This is a genomic window from Pedobacter sp. Bi27 (assembly GCF_918698255.1).
Lineage (GTDB): Bacteria > Bacteroidota > Bacteroidia > Sphingobacteriales > Sphingobacteriaceae > Pedobacter.
On sequence record NZ_CAKKMW010000004.1, the window covers coordinates 447,366 to 465,190 of the forward strand.

The 17,825-nt window shown below is 37.0% G+C and carries 15 protein-coding genes; 8 read left to right on the forward strand and 7 right to left on the reverse strand.

What is annotated here, in order from left to right:
- Nucleotides 1–99: 99 nt before the first annotated feature.
- From LQ227_RS15765 to rpsO, 4 genes are all read right to left on the reverse strand, one after another.
- Nucleotides 100–2,526, reverse strand: coding sequence for a TonB-dependent receptor (locus LQ227_RS15765; protein ID WP_230149949.1), 2,427 nt, complete (start codon nucleotides 2,524–2,526; stop codon nucleotides 100–102).
- 83 nt (nucleotides 2,527–2,609) lie between these two features.
- Entirely contained in the window at nucleotides 2,610–3,281 is a 672-nt protein-coding gene (rpe, locus tag LQ227_RS15770) for a ribulose-phosphate 3-epimerase (RefSeq protein ID WP_230149950.1), read from the reverse strand.
- A gap of 294 nt (nucleotides 3,282–3,575) precedes the next feature.
- Nucleotides 3,576–5,711, reverse strand: a complete 2,136-nt coding sequence (pnp, locus tag LQ227_RS15775) for a polyribonucleotide nucleotidyltransferase (RefSeq protein ID WP_029275142.1) — start codon at nucleotides 5,709–5,711, stop codon at nucleotides 3,576–3,578.
- 177 nt (nucleotides 5,712–5,888) lie between these two features.
- The gene (rpsO, locus tag LQ227_RS15780) at nucleotides 5,889–6,173 is read right to left on the reverse strand and encodes a 30S ribosomal protein S15 (protein ID WP_029275143.1); all 285 of its coding nucleotides are present in this window, start codon (nucleotides 6,171–6,173) and stop codon (nucleotides 5,889–5,891) included.
- 651 nt (nucleotides 6,174–6,824) lie between these two features.
- Between rpsO and LQ227_RS15785 the strand changes: the two genes are divergently transcribed.
- Nucleotides 6,825–7,244, forward strand: a complete 420-nt coding sequence (locus LQ227_RS15785) for a thioesterase family protein (RefSeq protein ID WP_230141295.1) — start codon at nucleotides 6,825–6,827, stop codon at nucleotides 7,242–7,244.
- A 330-nt stretch (nucleotides 7,245–7,574) separates the two neighbouring features.
- Entirely contained in the window at nucleotides 7,575–8,999 is a 1,425-nt protein-coding gene (locus LQ227_RS15790; RefSeq protein ID WP_230141297.1) for an MATE family efflux transporter, read from the forward strand.
- A 92-nt stretch (nucleotides 9,000–9,091) separates the two neighbouring features.
- Here the strand turns inward: LQ227_RS15790 and LQ227_RS15795 are convergent, their stop codons facing one another.
- On the reverse strand, nucleotides 9,092–10,189 hold the full coding sequence (locus LQ227_RS15795) for a hypothetical protein (protein ID WP_230141300.1): 1,098 nt from the start codon (nucleotides 10,187–10,189) through the stop codon (nucleotides 9,092–9,094).
- The gene (locus LQ227_RS15800) at nucleotides 10,189–10,815 is read right to left on the reverse strand and encodes an ABC transporter ATP-binding protein (protein WP_230141302.1); all 627 of its coding nucleotides are present in this window, start codon (nucleotides 10,813–10,815) and stop codon (nucleotides 10,189–10,191) included. Before LQ227_RS15800 ends, LQ227_RS15795 begins: the two co-directional genes overlap by 1 nt.
- Before the next feature lie 260 nt (nucleotides 10,816–11,075).
- Here LQ227_RS15800 and lepA point away from each other — a divergent pair, with 260 nt between their 5' ends.
- Entirely contained in the window at nucleotides 11,076–12,863 is a 1,788-nt protein-coding gene (gene lepA / locus LQ227_RS15805) for a translation elongation factor 4 (RefSeq protein ID WP_230149951.1), read from the forward strand.
- 115 nt (nucleotides 12,864–12,978) lie between these two features.
- Nucleotides 12,979–13,860: a bifunctional 5,10-methylenetetrahydrofolate dehydrogenase/5,10-methenyltetrahydrofolate cyclohydrolase gene (locus LQ227_RS15810; protein WP_230149952.1), complete on the forward strand. Its 882-nt coding sequence runs from the start codon at nucleotides 12,979–12,981 to the stop codon at nucleotides 13,858–13,860.
- A gap of 189 nt (nucleotides 13,861–14,049) precedes the next feature.
- On the opposite strand, the gene LQ227_RS15815 is transcribed toward LQ227_RS15810, so the two are convergent.
- Nucleotides 14,050–14,385: a Rieske 2Fe-2S domain-containing protein gene (locus tag LQ227_RS15815; protein WP_230141314.1), complete on the reverse strand. Its 336-nt coding sequence runs from the start codon at nucleotides 14,383–14,385 to the stop codon at nucleotides 14,050–14,052.
- 107 nt (nucleotides 14,386–14,492) lie between these two features.
- Here LQ227_RS15815 and LQ227_RS15820 point away from each other — a divergent pair, with 107 nt between their 5' ends.
- The 4 genes from LQ227_RS15820 to LQ227_RS15835 are packed head-to-tail and all read left to right on the forward strand — an operon-like array spanning nucleotide 14,493 to nucleotide 17,782.
- The gene (locus LQ227_RS15820) at nucleotides 14,493–15,116 is read left to right on the forward strand and encodes a 7-carboxy-7-deazaguanine synthase QueE (protein ID WP_057934199.1); all 624 of its coding nucleotides are present in this window, start codon (nucleotides 14,493–14,495) and stop codon (nucleotides 15,114–15,116) included.
- Nucleotides 15,117–15,153: 37 nt separating this feature from the next.
- The gene (locus tag LQ227_RS15825; RefSeq protein ID WP_230149953.1) at nucleotides 15,154–17,040 is read left to right on the forward strand and encodes an OmpA family protein; all 1,887 of its coding nucleotides are present in this window, start codon (nucleotides 15,154–15,156) and stop codon (nucleotides 17,038–17,040) included.
- Between the two features lie 12 nt (nucleotides 17,041–17,052).
- Nucleotides 17,053–17,343, forward strand: coding sequence for a hypothetical protein (locus LQ227_RS15830; protein ID WP_230141319.1), 291 nt, complete (start codon nucleotides 17,053–17,055; stop codon nucleotides 17,341–17,343).
- A gap of 22 nt (nucleotides 17,344–17,365) precedes the next feature.
- Nucleotides 17,366–17,782, forward strand: coding sequence for a DUF6526 family protein (locus LQ227_RS15835; protein ID WP_230141321.1), 417 nt, complete (start codon nucleotides 17,366–17,368; stop codon nucleotides 17,780–17,782).
- The last annotated feature ends 43 nt before the right edge of the window (nucleotides 17,783–17,825 follow it).

Genomic DNA, 17,825 nt, shown 5'->3' on the forward strand with positions numbered 1-17,825 from the left:
TGTTAAAAATTTTAACAAAAATGAGCGTTTTGTTGCAGTTTTTGCAAAGAATTCGTTATTCAGATAGACGAAAAGATTAACGCCGATAGATTTAGTAGTTTATGGCTTATTCTTCAACTTCACAATCAATTTCAGGTTAAACTGCCTGCCTGTTAAATAATTTGGAATGGCATATTGCACATTATCTACATCCTTAAGCCATAGGTAGGAAACTGTATTGTCGATATTCAGCATATTAAAAACTTCAAAGAACAAAATAACCGAACTGAAATTTTTGTCCAAAAATTTAGGTTTGTGCAAAGCAGCATCATCAAGGAAATCTTTAGAGAAACCGATATCTACCCGCTTGTATGATGGGATAAAAAATTGATCTAAATACCGTGGTGTTTGTGATGGACCAATCGGTAGCCTTGAGCCATAAAGCGCGTTTAAGTGTACTTTATAAGTTGGACTATTTAATAATTTATCCTGGAAAAATATAGAGAAATTCAAACGCTGATCAGTTGGCCTTTTTAGATAACCAGGATAAATTGTAGTTCCATTCTGAATATAACTATCTCCGATAATATCTTCATTGGCATGCATAACCGACATTCTGAAATAAGAAACCAGGTCTTTAACAAATTCGCCGCCTATACTAAAATCGGCCCCATAAGCATAACCGCGCGAGACTTCATTCGCCAGGTATTTAATTCTCAGGTTATCTATTTTATACGGAATTAATCGGTCAGAATATTTAAAATAGGCCTCAGAAGTAAACTTTAGCCGTGTTCCAAAAGCATCAAAAGCGTATTCATAACCTAGAGAAGTGTTATAAGAACTCTGTGCCTTTTGATCAATATTTAATACTCCTGAAAAATCACGAATGGTCCTGTATGAGGGTGGCTGCTTATAAACACCAGCAGAAAACCTTAAAATTTTATTGTTTGAATTGGGCCTATAAGCAATCAACATCCTCGGACTGATTAATAGCTGTTTGCTTAATGAACTATATGTGGCGCGTGCTCCTAATTGTAACTCTGCAGAATTGGAAAGCGAATAGCTATCCTGAATATAAGTACTGTAGTTTTTAATATCGATATTGTTCTGTATGTTGATTACATTTTGTAACGTGATATTTTTCGAATTGTTTGGCAATATAAACCCGGCAGAATCGGTATAATTATACTCGTTCAATTGGTCGTTATATTTCGAATTGTCGAATTTTATCCCCCAGGAAAAAACATGATTATTAAAATTCTGATCTACTTTTATTTCAGAAGCGAAAATCTGGGTATTTAAACTATTTCTTCCATAATTATAATAACTGCCGATGCCTCTATTTTTATTGATCATCCCAAAATTTTCACCTGAAAAGTTATTATCCACCTCATCAAAAATATAGCTGCCATTAATATCGAAACGCTCTCTCTCAACCGTACTAAAATAACTGTTAATAAACTTGATGACCAGGTTTGGTTTGGGCGAATAAGTAGCAGTAACGGCGCTTCCAAAAGTTTGGTAATCGTCTATTTCTTGTCCTGTATAATCCACATTCAGCCTTAATGTAGTGCTCAACGTTCCGAATTGGGTTTCTCTATTGGTGGGCACCAATTTAAACTGACCGAGGTTAAAGCTCCCCAAAAAACTGATATTGAATTTTGATGAAAAATCATATTGATACAGCAATTGAGCATCGGCAAAATTTGGACTATAACTCCCCTTTTCATCTTGTTTAATCAGTACACTAGAGTTGTTTTTATAGCGTAAACCAGCCAAAAGGAAGCTGTTTTTGAATATCTTTTTGGTTGTTAATGAGGTGTTTAAAAGGCTGGTACTAAAAATAGTTTGATTACTGTCTGGTTTATCGTATCTAATATCTAAAATTGAAGATAGTTTGTCGCCATATTTTGCTTCAAAGCCACCCGCAGAGAATTTTGCTTTACTCACCAAATCTGAATTGATAAAACTTAGTCCCTCCTGTTGCCCATTGCGGATTAATACTGGCCGGTTAATTTCCACATCATTGATGTAAATCAGATTTTCGTCGAAGTTACCTCCTCTAACGCTATATTGGGCACTTAATTCGTTGTTTGTAGATACACCTGGCAGGGTTTTGAGCATGGTTTCAAAATTACCAGAAACCAATGGCATTGAAGAAACATCGGCAATATTAATAGTAGTGGTGTTACTTAACTGGTTCTGTTTGTTGGTTATATTAACCTGCTCTAATTCATTGATATTGGCAATTAAATTTATCTGTTTGATAATCCGAGCTCCCGAGCGCTCACTAAATTTTACGGTTTGTGGCTGATAGCCCAAAAGCGAATATTTAATGCTAAACGTTTTTGATTTTGAATAAATGGTATATACGCCAAATTCATCCGTAACTGTTGATTGTGCCTGCCCTAAAACGATTACCGTAACCTGTGCCAAGGGTAACTTTTCATCGCTATAAACTATCCCTGAAACCCTAACTAAAGGCTGTGCCACAGCAAAACCGCAACCAGCAATTAAAAGGAGAAGGATTAGCCGAAATTTGAGCATTTTTAGTATCAAGACAAAAGTATCAGGGATTAAGACTGTATGCGCCTTATCCTAAACAATTTAGCAATAAAACATTTAACAATTTAAATATTTATCGCGCTAGTTGTCAAGCTTTTCATTTTAGAAATGGTTTCCGTTGGATTATCTGTTGCGAAAATTGCATTTCCGGCCACAAAGGCATTGGCACCTGCAGATACTAATGTAGCAATATTCTGCAAACCAACACCACCATCGATTTCAATTATTAAGTCTTCATTTACACCTTGAATCAAGGCCTTTAAATCCTGTATTTTCTTGTAGGTATTATGGATAAAAGCTTGTCCACCGAAACCGGGATTAACCGACATAATGAGCACGAGATCAAGATCTTCAATTACATCCTGCAACAAGGTTACCGGAGTATGCGGGTTCAAAGCCACACCAGCCTTGCAGCCTGATGCTTTGATTAACTGAATGGTTCTATGCAGATGTGTGCAGGCTTCGTAATGTACCGTGATTCTATCCGCTCCTGCTTTGGCAAAATCCTGAACATATTTATCAGGCTCAACAATCATTAAATGTACATCTAAAGGTTTAGTAGCATATTTTTTTACAGCGGCCATGATGGGAAAACCAAAAGAAATATTTGGAACGAAAACACCATCCATCACATCAACGTGGAACCAATCGGCCTCGCTGTGGTTAATCATTTCAATATCTCGCTGTAAATTGCCGAAATCGGCAGAAAGTATGGATGGGGCAATAATGTATTTCATTTAATTTTTCTTGATTATTTAAGTCCAAATTTTGCTTTCGTTATTATATGCATTATAAATGAACGGCCGTCACCCTGAATTCATCTCAGGGTCTTAATACCAGAAAGATGCTGAAATAAATTCAGCATGACGAAATCGCTAGACCTTGCATAAACCAATTATCTTAGCTTAGATAGTGGCAATGCAAGTTACAAAATCATTTCAAACTTAATTATATCTCAACAAAAAACCCTTCCAGTAAAACTGAAAGGGTTGCTATATCTCCCGACTTCGGACTTCCGACCCCGGACTTTTTTACGCTTGTGGCGCTGCTGGTTTTTCTGGTCTTGGCAATAAAACTTTGCGAGAAAGTTTCATTTTACCTTGTTTATCGATGTCTAATAATTTAACCTCGATTTTATCACCTTCTTTTAATACACCATCCATGGTTTCTAAACGTTCCCATGAAATTTCAGAGATGTGCAATAAACCGTCTTTACCTGGCATCACCTCAACAAATGCACCGAATGGCATAATTGATTTTACTTTACCTTGGTAAACTTCACCGATTTCTGGCTTAGCTACGATATTACGGATACGGGTAACCGCTGCATCGATAGCTGCTTTGTTATCTGCAAATACTTCTACAATACCTTTGCCATCAACTTCTTCGATAGAGATTGAAGCACCGGTTTCGCGTTGCATTTCCTGGATAATTTTACCTCCAGGGCCGATAATTGCACCGATAAATTCTTTATCAATAGTTAAAGAAACAATACGTGGTGCGTGTGGTTTATAATCTTCGTTAGGTGAGCTGATGGTTTTCTTCATCTCGTTTAAGATGTGTAAACGACCTTCTTTAGCCTGTAACAAAGCTTTTGTTAAAACTTCGTAAGATAAACCATTGATTTTTAAGTCCATTTGACAAGCAACAATACCGTGTTCAGTACCAGTTACTTTAAAGTCCATATCACCTAAGTGATCTTCATCACCTAAAATATCAGAAAGGATTGCATATTTACCGGTTTTCTCATCGGTAATTAAACCCATTGCGATACCTGAAACTGGAGATTTGATTTTAATACCTGCATCCATTAATGCTAATGTACCAGCACAAACAGTTGCCATTGATGACGAACCATTAGATTCTAAGATATCAGAAACAATACGGATGGTATAAGGATTTGCTTCACCTTGAGGCAATACTTTTTTCAATGAACGTTGTGCTAAAGCACCGTGACCAATTTCGCGACGGCCAGCGCCTCTGTTTGGTCTAACCTCTCCGGTTGAGAAACCAGGGAAATTATAGTGCAATAAGAATTTGTTGTAACCATTAAAGAAAGCGCCATCAATCATTTGCTCATCATCTTTACTACCTAAAGTAACTGAAGTTAATGATTGTGTTTCGCCACGTGTAAATACAGCCGAACCGTGAGCAGCAGGTAAATAACCAACTTCACTCCAGATAGGACGAATTTCTGTAGTCTTACGCCCATCTAAACGGATACCTTCATCTAACAATAAGTTTCTGATTGCATCGTACTGAACATCATGATAATAATGTTTAGCCATTGCTTTAGTTAAATCTGCAGTATCTTCCGGCATTGCCTCGAAGAATTCGTTAATGATCGCAGTGAAACCTTCTTTACGGACATCTTTATTGCCACCAGCTTTTGCTACAGCATAAACTTTATCGTAAGTATCAGCATAAACCTTAGCTTTTAAATCAGCATCATGGTCTTCGTGGCTGTATTCGCGTTTAACGGTTTTGCCAGTAGCCTCAGTTAATTCAACCTGAATAGCGCATTGAACTTTAATTGCATCGTGTGCAAATTTTAAAGCCTCAACCATTTCGTCTTCCTGAATTTCATCACACTCACCTTCAACCATGCCTATATCGTTAGCCGAACCAGCTACCATAAACTCTAAAGTTGCACGCTCTAATTGGCTGGCTAATGGATTGATTACCAATTTACCATCAATTTTAGCAACACGTACTTCAGAAATCGGACCGTTGAAAGGAATATCAGATACTGATAATGCAGCTGATGCTGCTAAACCTGCCAAACAATCTGGCATAATATCTTTATCTGCAGAAATTAAAGAAATCATCACCTGTGTATCAGAGTGATAATCACTTGGGAACATTGGGCGTAAAGCTCTGTCAACCAAACGAGAGATTAAAACCTCGTAATCAGATAATCTTGCCTCACGACGTAAAAAGCCTCCTGGAATACGGCCTGTAGCCGCATATTTTTCCTGATAATCAACCGATAATGGTAAAAAATCAGTACCTGGTTTAGCACCAACAGTTGATACTACAGTTGCTAACAACATGGTATCGCCCATTTTTACTACAACCGAACCATCAGCTTGTTTAGCCAATTTACCAGTTTCAATTTCTACAATTCTGCCATCGCCCAAATCGAACGATTTTTTTATTACATTCATTTAAATAGAATTATGGTGTGTTTTCCTCTTTCTACACACCGTTGTTTATATATGTATTTGTTTTTGCAAACGAAGATAGGATTAAAAAAGCCTATCTATAATAAAACCCGTTAAAAAAATTAACAGGGAATTAAAAAGCCATTCCCTAAAGAATGGCTTTTATTGATAAACTTGCGCTTATTTTTGTTTGATGATATCACGAAGCGATAAAGCTTTGATGATAGCACGATAGCGCTCAATATCTTTTTTGTATAGGTAAGCCAAAATACCGCGGCGTTTACCTACCAATTTTTGAAGTGACAACTGAGTAGAGAAATCTTTACGATTTTTCTTTAAGTGTTCTGTTAAGTGCGCAATACGGTATGTAAATAACGCTACTTGACCTTCTGCAGAACCAGTGTTGGTTTCTACTTTGCCGTGTTCTTTAAAGATTACAGCTTTTTTCTCTGGACTTAAATACATTCTTGAATAATATTAAAGCAATAAAAAATTAATTAATTGTGGCGCAAAGCTAAAGTTATTTTTGCTTAAAAGCAAGAGGTGTTTTTTATTAACTTGAATTAGATAAGTCTGTCGAAAAGTCGTCATCTCGACTGAAGCGTAGTGAAATGGAGAGATCTATCTTGACAGATTTCTCGACTGCGTTGCACTCCGCTCGAAATGACGACTTGAGACTTATAATCTCTGATATTTAATGCTTTTGACTAAAACGCTAATCTCACTATATGACGATCGCACCAGGAAAGATTAAAATTAAATTATCAGAATAAAGATTAAACCGTTACTTCTTTATCAAAAGACTTAAAGCAATTATATGGCTGGCTTATGGATAAATAATACCCTTCCCTTGTGGCGATTTAAGGGGGCTGGCCCTCAGTCATTGTAACCGAGATATGGTTAAGCAAAACACCAAAGAAGTGCTGCTCTGGAGTATGCTTTAAATAAACATTTCACGCTCTTCTGCTATTGCTTCGCGTGGAATTTTAAATATCATATAAAGTAAGCTTTCCCATTTCATATCATAAATATGGAAAAAGATGACATATATTTACATCAAGACGTCTTTACATCATATATCAAAAGCTATTTATACTTTTGCAAAAACATTTACCCTTGGAAAAGAATCAATACAGCATTTTCGAAAGTGAATTACGTGTCCGCCCGGATGATATAGATATGTTTAACCATGTGCATAATAGTAAATACCTTGATTATGTACTGGCAGCTCGTTATGAGCAAATGGAAAAATTCTACGGTATGCCTTGGGAACATTTTACCAAACAGGGTCTGGGCTGGGTTGTAAGCCATGTTGATATTAATTTTAAACGGCCATTGTTGATGAATGACTTAATGCTGATCAGAACTGGAATCTTAACCATGAATGATAAAGGCTGCTCTGTTCAATTCGAAATCGTTAATCAAAAAACTGGCAAAGTAGCTTCAGATGGCATTTTTGATTACGTATTGATTGATTTAACTACTGGTCGTGGAACAAAGGTCTCAGAAGAAATGATTAAAGCCTACAGTATATAGCAGGTGATTACACCGATTTAAGGGATTATAGATCCCTGAGTTCCGTGTCTCCGTGAAAAAAACACTCGTAAATCCAACCTGAATGGTCTGTGAGACATAGATCATAGATCAACAATAAAAAACTAATCACTTCGATAAAAATTAGTCATCTAAATTTGACAATTCGAAATTTTATCTATCTTTGTTGCATCAAAAAGACCAGAGCCATGATAGTATCTGCAATCCGTTTGAGGTTCTAAATAACCGAGGATTCCCTCCCTTACAATTTTTAGATATGTACGCTTAAAGGCGTATCATTGGTTTATACATTACACTTTACTTTATTATTATATGTCACAGTCAACAAAGACACAGGGCAAACTTTCGTCTTTTTTCGATATCCTCGTTCAATCTTTAAAAGGTCATGAGGTTGATTTAACTTCAATTAGCATTAAACGCGCAATTATTTTATTGGCCATTCCGATGATGCTGGAAATGGCTATGGAGTCGGTTTTTGCCTTAGTCGATCTATATTTTGTTGGCCACTTAGAAAATAGTAGCCATGCTATACAAACCGTTGGTTTAACAGAATCGGTGTTAACCATTATTTACTCATTGGCCATTGGGTTGAGTATGGCTGCAACCGCGGTGGTTGCCAGGAGAATTGGCGAGAAAAATCCAGAAGCGGCATCAAAAGCCGGTATGCAGACGATTGTAATTGCGGTTTTCGTTAACATTATAATCAGTATCCTCGGGTTAATTTACGCCAGAGATATTCTATTGCTGATGGGTGCTTCAACTGAAACAGCTGATCAAGGCGTTCCATTTGTTCGGATTATGATGGGTGGAAGTATCATTATTGTACTCTTATTCTTAATCAATGGGATTTTTCGTGGTGCGGGTAATGCAGCAATCGCAATGCGGAGTTTGTGGATCGCCAATATTGCGAACATCATCCTCTGCCCTATTTTTATTAATGGGTTTGGGCCAGTACCGGCATTTGGTTTAACAGGTGCTGCAATTGCCACAACAATTGGTCGTGGTTTGGGCGTTACTTATCAGGTTTACAATTTGTTTAGTGGTAAAAATATATTAAAAATACGCATTAGTCACTTCTTGCCTGATTTTACCCAGATTAAAGCTATCGTTAAGATTGCTGCTCCGGCTATTTTCCAATTCGTAATTGCAAGTTGTAGCTGGGTATTTTTAGCAGAACTTGTTGCCACAACTGGTGGTGATACTGGGTCGGCAGGTTACCAAACAGCACTGCGACTGATGATGTTTTTTATGTTACCCGCCTGGGGACTAAGCAATGCAGCCGCTACTTTGGTTGGTCAGAATTTGGGCGCAGGCCATATAGATCGCGCTGAAAAATCAGTATTCCAGACCCTGAAATACATTATTATTTTCATGGCCATAGTAAGTGTACTGTTCTTAACCTGCGGGCATTTGTTCGCGGCATTTTTTACATCAGATGAAAATGTGATTGCCGTTGCAAGCGAAGCTTTAAAAATTCTAAGCATTGGTTTTGTGATTTATGGAGCTGCTATGGTATTCAGCAGTGCATTTAATGGTGCTGGCGATACCTGGACGCCTACCAAAATTAATGTTTTTGCCTTTTGGTTGTTCCAGATTCCTTTTGCTTACTTTTTAGCCAAATTTTTAGAAATGGGCCCAACTGGTGTTTTTATTGCCATCCCAACAGCCGAAGCAGGTATTGCGATAGCAGCCTATATCTTGTTTAAAAAGGGGAACTGGAAAAAAACGATGGTTTAGGTTAACCTGAAAACAGAATTTAACCCCAGGTCAATGATGAGCACAGATGAATTTATATTTGTATGTTCTCTGGGCATCTGTGGTTAAAATTCTTATTCTTCTATCCCCTTCAGATCGACTTTATTAAACATAAGCAAGTAGTATAAAATACAACTGACTAACAACACTAAACTGAACAAAAGATAATATTGCGCGAGGATTAACCACATGGCAATAAAAAAGAAAAACAGCAACCATTTGAGGTAATTGTCCATATTTAACCGAACGATATACACTAACGCCAATAGGAAAAATAGCCCGGATAAACTAAACAGAAGCCCATTGGCTATAGCATAGAGATTAAAGTGAGCGGCTGAAATCAAAAATATCCATTCGGGGATTAATATGATGGCGAAAATTAATAACCAATTGAATATTCTTTTATAGGTTGATAGCTGTAGACTCTTGCTGAAATTCATGTATTCAGTTTCAAACTTTAGCAAAGTAAAAACCAAAACTGCATGGCACAAAACAGACGCCAATAAAGCAACTAATAATATACGTATATCGTAGCCAACATCGGCAAACATCCACAGCATTGCTTTAAAGAAAACAAATGACAATAGCTTACACATCAATAACATTAAGGGTTGTTCTTTGAGTAAATGGAATAACGGCCAGCTGAAGAATGGTTTTTTAAATTTTATTCCAAAACGAACCGGTTCCCTTTCATTAATTAAAAAACTTAATGTTACCGATTGATAAGTTAGCCACGATAAGCCAAAAATTAAAGCCGAAAAAACAATCAGGATGCAAATGGCACTAATAAAAAGACTGTAATTGATGCTTAAACCGATGAGCAGAAAAACATAAATAATAACCGGTATGAGAATGGTAAAATATAATCTTAGCCACAATTTTAGCTGCATATTTTTTTTCAGAGCAGCTGTTTCTTTAATAAAATTATACTTGGTTGATGCTAATTTTTGTTTAATAAAGAAATGAACTTTTGTAGCGTATAAAAACCATGAAACAAATACAATAGCAATTCCAACAGGCGATGAAATACCTGCTAATAACAAGGCTTTTTGGTAGCCAATTAATTGCGAAGGCTCTACCACACCGAATAAAATATAAATGCCTACCAGAAAAAATCCTGCGTGTTGCTGGTAAAATTCTTTGGCTAAGCTATTGATCAGTAACTTCAGCATTATAGTTGAATGATTTGTTTGTCAACGATCTGAAATACGGTATCCAATTTTAGTTTATCTGTACTAACTTCCTGGTGCGATGATAAAAGAAAACTCCTTCCCTGTACTGCTTTTTCCTTGATCAATTGATACAATTTATCTGCCGAAGCCACATCAATGGTAATCAACGGTTCGTCTAAAATATACAAATCAGGGTTGCCAATAAATGCACAGATCAAAGAAAGCTTTTTGAGCATCCCACTCGAATAACCACCAATTTTATTGTCAAGAAAGGCTGCCATTTCGAAATAAGCTGCAAGGTCTTCGGCTTGTTTACCCTCTACTTTTCTTGTTTCAACATAAAAATTGATCAGTTCCTGCCCTGTTACAAATAATGGGTACTGTGGTTCGGCTTCGGCAAAACTAATTTTCGAACGGAATTTTATGGGTTCATTTTTAAGGTTTATTTCATTAAGTGTTACTTCACCTTTGAATGGAATCTGTCCTGATATAATCCGAAATAAGGTCGATTTACCGGTTCCGTTCCCTCCTTTTAACCAATGGATTCCGTTATCGATTTTCCATTCGCCAAAGTTTAATACTTCATGGCTGCCATATTTTTTATTGATGTTGGTTAAGCTGAGCAAGATGTTTGATTTTAGTTTTGTTTTAGATTTCGTTATGCCTGATTTGTTACTTGCTAAGGCACCTTGCCGGAAAAGTAACAAAAGCAAACCATCTCTGATAAAATAAACCTGATTGGAACGTACACAGAGTGCAACGGAGTAAAGTAGAAAGCAGGATTGCAGCAACAGAAAAGTCACTGTATTTGCTTTTCAAATCAATTGCTTGAAGTAGATATTTTCTAGATTAAAAATTACCTTAAAAAGCATATCTTTGCGCAAAGATGAAGCATATACGTAATTTTTGCATTATTGCACATATCGACCATGGTAAAAGTACTTTGGCTGATAGGTTATTAGAATACACCGAGACGATTTCTAAGCGTGAAGCGCAGGCACAATTGCTCGATAACATGGATTTAGAGCGTGAGAGAGGCATAACAATTAAAAGTCATGCCATACAAATGAACTACAAAGTTGGTGATATTGAATATAATTTCAACCTGATTGATACACCTGGACACGTAGATTTTTCGTACGAAGTTTCGCGTTCCATTGCTGCATGCGAGGGTGCATTGCTTATTGTTGATGCTTCGCAAGGTATTCAGGCACAGACCATTTCTAACTTATATTTAGCACTTGAACACGACCTTGAAATTATTCCGATTTTAAATAAAATGGATTTACCTGGGGCAATGCCTGAGGAAGTAAAAGACCAGATTATTGATTTAATCGGATGTAAACGAGAAGATATTATTCCTGCATCGGGTAAAACCGGTATGGGTATTCCTGATATTATCCAGGCCATTGTTGACCGTGTTCCTGCTCCGGTTGGTGATCCGGAAGCACCTTTGCAAGCTTTGATTTTCGACTCTGTTTTTAACTCATTCAGGGGAATTATTGCTTATTATAAAGTAGTAAACGGCGAAATTAAAAAAGGCGACAAAGTAAAGTTCATTAATACTGGCAAAGAATACCTGGCTGATGAGGTTGGGATTCTGAAACTGGATATGTCACCACGTAATGTGGTAAAAACCGGAGATGTGGGATACATTATTTCCGGTATTAAAGAAGCCAGAGAGGTGAAAGTTGGTGATACAATTACGACTACTGCAAGACCATCTTTAGATTCGATTCAAGGTTTTGAAGAGGTTAAACCAATGGTTTTTGCAGGTATTTATCCTGTTGATACGGAAGAGTTTGAAGAACTTCGCGAAGCCATGCACAAGTTGCAACTCAATGATGCATCTATTGTTTTCGAACCGGAAAGCTCTGCGGCATTAGGCTTTGGTTTCCGTTGTGGATTCCTTGGTATGTTGCACATGGAGATTATCCAGGAGCGTTTGGAGCGTGAATTCGACATGACGGTTATCACAACCGTTCCCAACGTATCTTACATTGCCCACACTACTAAAGGGGATGAAATTTTTGTAAATAATCCATCCGATTTGCCAGATCCAAGTAAATTGGATTCAGTTGAAGAACCGTTTATTAAAGCAAACATCATTACCAAAGCTGATTTTGTTGGTCCTGTAATGTCACTTTGTATTCAGAAAAGAGGAACAATTGTAAATCAATCGTATTTAACATCTGATCGTGTTGAGCTGGTTTTTGAAATGCCAATGGGCGAAATTGTATTTGATTTTTATGATAAATTGAAAACGATCTCAAAAGGCTACGCATCTTTCGACTATCATCAGATTGGTTATCGTAAATCCGATTTGGTTCGTTTAGATATGTTAATAAACGATGAGCCCGTTGATGCATTATCATCTTTAATCCATAGAAGCAATGCTTACGATTTTGGAAAGAAAATCTGTGAGAAATTAAGAGAGTTAATCCCTCGTCAACAATTCGAGATTAAAATACAAGCTTCTATCGGTGCTAAAGTTATTGCCCGCGAAACACTGAGTGCTTTACGTAAAGATGTAACGGCTAAATGTTACGGTGGTGATATTTCCCGTAAACGTAAGTTATTGGAAAAGCAGAAAAAAGGTAAAAAACGTATGCGTCAGGTTGGAAACGTAGAAATTCCACAAAGTGCATTTATGGCGGTTTTGAAATTAGATTAATATAGTATCAAGATACCAGTATTAGGTATTAAGATAAAAATATAGTTAAAGCACAGTGATGATTGAGTTGACCATTGGTCTTGATACCTGATTCTCACTACTCGATACTTTTAGAATGAAATTATTAGACGGTAAATACGTATCAGAAAAAGTTAAAATTCAAATTGCAGAAGAAGCTGCCGAATTTTTAAATAAAAGTGGTCGCAAGCCACACCTAGTTGCTATTTTAGTTGGTAACGATGGAGGAAGCGAAACCTATGTGGCCAGTAAGATGAAAAACTGCGAAAAAGTTGGTTTTAAATCGTCACTGCATAGATATGATAATTCAGTAACTGAAGCTGAATTATTGGCGAAAATTGAAGAAATTAACCAGGATGATGATGTAGACGGATTAATTGTTCAATTGCCTTTGCCAAAACATATTGATCCGGAGAAAGTTACCGAAGAGATCGATCACCGTAAAGATGTGGATGGTTTCCACCCGGTAAATTTGGGTAGAATGATGCGCAACCTGCCTTGCTTTATCCCGGCTACACCTTATGGTATTTTATTGATGCTGCAGGAATATAATATCGATACTACCGGAATGCACTGTGTGGTTGTTGGTCGTAGTAACATTGTAGGTAGCCCAATGAGTATTTTAATGGCCCGCAATGCCAACCCTGGTAATTGTACGGTAACACTTACCCATTCTCGTACTAAAGATTTAAAAGAACAGGTTCTTCAAGCTGATATTGTGATTGCCGCTATTGGTAAAAAGAATTTTGTTACTGCCGATATGGTTAAACCTGGTGCCATTATTATCGATGTAGGTATTAACCGCGAAACTTCTGCTGAAACCAAATCCGGTTTTAAGCTATATGGTGATGTAGATTTCGAAAACGTAGCACCCAAAGCTTCTTACATTACGCCTGTTCCTGGTGGTGTGGGTTTAATGACTATTGTTGGTTTATTAAAAAACACGTTAGCATCAGCTAGAAAAGAGATATATTCTTAAGCCTAAAGGTGAAAGATTAAAGACTAAAGAAGGAAAAGCGGTTCAAGAAGATTGAATCGCTTTTTTTGTTAATTGAAAAGCGGTTAGCCAATACCCAGTTTACAATAGGCAATCTGCTTTACCAATGAACTAATGACTAATGAACCAGTATAATACATCTGTGTTCATCCTTTTATCTGTGGTTAAAAATCAACTCCAAAGTTTACTCCACCAGCTTTCTTCAAAACCGATATAGAGGCCATCCTCGCGCAACTCAGTTGGATAGATATTGATATAATCACCTTGCCCCTCTGCTCCCCTTCCCGTGGTTAAACTGTATTCGTACCGATGGATCGGACAAACCAGATGCCCGTTTTTACACCAGCCGCCACTAAAATGCCCCCCAGCATGCGGACAATGCGATTGGGTTGCGGTAATTTTCTCTTCATTGTTAATCAAACAAATCTGTTTTCCCGCAACTTCTATTGTTTTAATTGTATCAGGACGGGGAATTTGATTATTATTTAGCGCCTTAAACCACTTCATCCAGCTAAAATACAGCAAATAAATATCAGTCTTATTTCATCTTTACATTAAATTTCAAAAGAGGAACAGCATCACCATATTTTTTTAGGATATTTGCATCCTCAAAAATGAAACAAGACATACCAGAAGACGGCACATTACTTCCTTTAATGGAAGAATTTTATACCATACAGGGCGAAGGATTTAATACTGGTAAAGCAGCTTATTTTATCCGTTTAGGGGGCTGCGATGTAGGCTGCCATTGGTGCGATGTGAAAGAAAGCTGGGATGCCGAAATGCATCCACTTACGGCTTCTGATGTAATTGTTGAAAACGCCGATAAGTTTCCGGGTAAGGCTGTTGTAATTACCGGTGGCGAGCCCTTGATTTATAACCTCGATTATTTAACCAACAAACTAAAAGAAAGAGGCATTCTTACCTTTATCGAAACATCTGGTGCCTATCCACTTTCTGGAAATTGGGACTGGATCTGTTTATCACCAAAGAAATTTAAAGCACCAAGACCGGATATTACACCTTTTGCGCACGAATTAAAAGTGATCGTTTTTAATAAAAGTGATTTTAAATGGGCTGAAGAATACGCGGCTATGGTGTCTCCCACCTGTAAATTATATCTACAGCCAGAATGGTCTAAATCAAAAGAAATTACACCATTGATTATTGATTATGTAATGGCAAACCCAAAATGGGAAATTTCTTTGCAAACGCACAAATTTTTAAATATTCCTTAAAAACAATACATTAGCTTTATAACCAAATGTTAATGTAATGAAATTTCGCTTAGTCCTCTTCTTTAGCATACTGAGTATTTATTGTTTTGGGCAAAGTTCCCCGAATAAAAAAGCACAGTTTTTTTTTGAAAAATCCGGTCCATTTATTGATAAATTAGATTATGCTGCTGCCGAACAGATATTAAAAAGTGCTGTTGAAGCTGATCCGTTATTTCAGAATGCCTATATTGTGCTTGCTGGCGTTTATAAAGCACAAAAAAAGTATACTGAAGCCAAAGGTGCTTACGAAAAAGCCATATTGATCAATAAAACTGTAGCTCCGGCTGTAATTTATGGCTTGGCTGAAACCGAATTCGCAACTCAGGATTATTTAAAGTCGAAACAGCATTTTAGTGAATTTTTGATATTAGATTCTTTATCTGATAGAGCAAGAAGAGCAAAGAAATATCTTTTAGATTGTGATTTTGCTGCCATAGCAATCAAGAAACCCGTAAAATATAGTCCAACAAATTTAGGTGAAGGTGTAAATACAACAGATGCTGAGTACTTTCCTGCAATAACAGCTGATGGTGAAACTTTGGTTTTTACGCGTCAGCTAAATGGTAATGAAGATTTCTGGACATCACAGCTTAAAAGCAGTAAATGGGATGCTGCTACTCCTTTATCCAGCAAAATAAATACTACCCGATACAATGAAGGGGCCCAAACCATTTCACCTGATGGGAAGTACCTTTTTTTTACGGGATGCAACCGACCAGATGGCCTGGGTAGGTGTGATATTTATGTTTCACACCGCGAGGGAAAAGATTGGGGCGAACCTTACAACGTTGGGAAACCCGTTAATTCAGAATATTGGGAATCACAACCGGCAATCAGTCCTGATGGAAGAACTTTGTATTTTATAAGCAACAGACCCGGTGGATCTGGAGGTTATGATATCTGGAAAAGCAGCATTACCGATGAAGCCAAATGGGGACCGGCCATTAACATTGGACCTGATATCAACACGGCTTATGATGAAAATACACCGTTTTTGCATGCTGATGGAAGAACTTTGTATTTTTCTTCTGATGGTTGGCCAGGTTTTGGAAACAAAGATATTTATTATAGCAGAATGGATAATGATGGCAAGTGGCAAAAGCCAATTAATATCGGTTATCCAATCAATTCTTTCGAAGATGAAAGTGGCTTGGTCGTAAGTGCCGATGGAAATTTCGGCTTGTTTTCTTCAAATTTAAAAGGAGGTTTTGGCTTACAGGATATTTATAGTTTTGGAATTCCTGAAGTAGCTAAACCGCTGAAGGTTTCTTATGTGAAAGGAATTGTAAGGGACCGGGATACTAAAAAAACGATAGAAAGTAATGTTCAGGTGGTTGATCTGAAAAGCAATAAAACTGTTTTCGACGATTATACTGATCCAGAAACTGGTCAGTTTTTAGCGGTAATGCCTGTTGGGAGCAATTATTTGTTCAATGTAAATGCCGAAGGCTATATGTTTTACTCCGAAAACTTTGAGCTCAAGGCAGGAGATATCTATAAACCTTACCAGATTGAGGTTTACATCGAAAAAATAAAGCAAGGTGGAAATGTAACCTTAAGAAACATTTTCTTCGATACCAATAAGTTTAATCTTTTGCCCGCCTCTATCCGTGAACTGGATCTACTTATCGATTTTTTGCAAGAAAACGAAAACGTACAGATTGAGATTCAAGGTCATACCGATAATGTTGGCGATGATAAGTTGAATGAAAAGTTGTCTTTTAACCGTGCCAATGCAGTTTACGAGTACCTGATCAAAAATAGTATTGATGCCAAAAGGCTTACCTTTAAGGGCTTTGGAGCAAGTAAACCGATCGCTGATAATAAAACTGAATCAGGTAGGAAAAACAATCGTAGAACATCGTTTGTAATTACTAAAATATAATTGGCAGATTTTATGGAAATAGAAATTGATGACTACGATGTAGAAATTATTATGTTAGCGCAATACAAGCACCTCAATGTTATACTGGAAAGCTGCTATTGTACTGGATGTAAAAAGGTGTCTACCATCACGAATTATAAACCTTATTTAAATAAATTGAATGATATTATTTTAAAAGGCTTTTGTCTTAAATGTGGTGGGCCGGTAAATCGCTATATCGAAACTGGAGAAAATATTCAGAGCGCAGCGGTTGCGATGCACATTAAAAATGTGCTTCAAATTTCAAGGAATAAAAAGAAGTAATACAACTTAATCAAAAATAAAAATGTCTCAGCATTACGGAAACCATAAGAGATTTTATCCACCTTTTCATTTTTTCACAATACCATTAGCGGTTTTAGGATTAGGTTTTGCCATTTATTGTTGCATAGCCATACCTACTATAATTACGGGCTTGCTTGTGCTTGCATTTTTCCTGATTGGCATTATAGCTGTAATGGCACGGATGTTTGCACTTAAGGCACAGGACAGAGCTGCTAGGGCTGAAGAAAAATTACGTTATTATATCCTTGCGGGTAAAGCACTTCCGAGTGAGCTGAGAATGGGGCAAATTATGGCTTTGCGTTTTGCTGGTGATGAAGAATATTTAGCTTTGGTTGATAAAACCGTGGTTGATAAGTTATCTCCTGATGAGATCAAAAAAGCCATTAAAAATTGGCGCGGAGATTACCATAGGATATAATGGTAAATTTGTTGTTCTGAACTTAGTCAAGAAAGCACAGGAC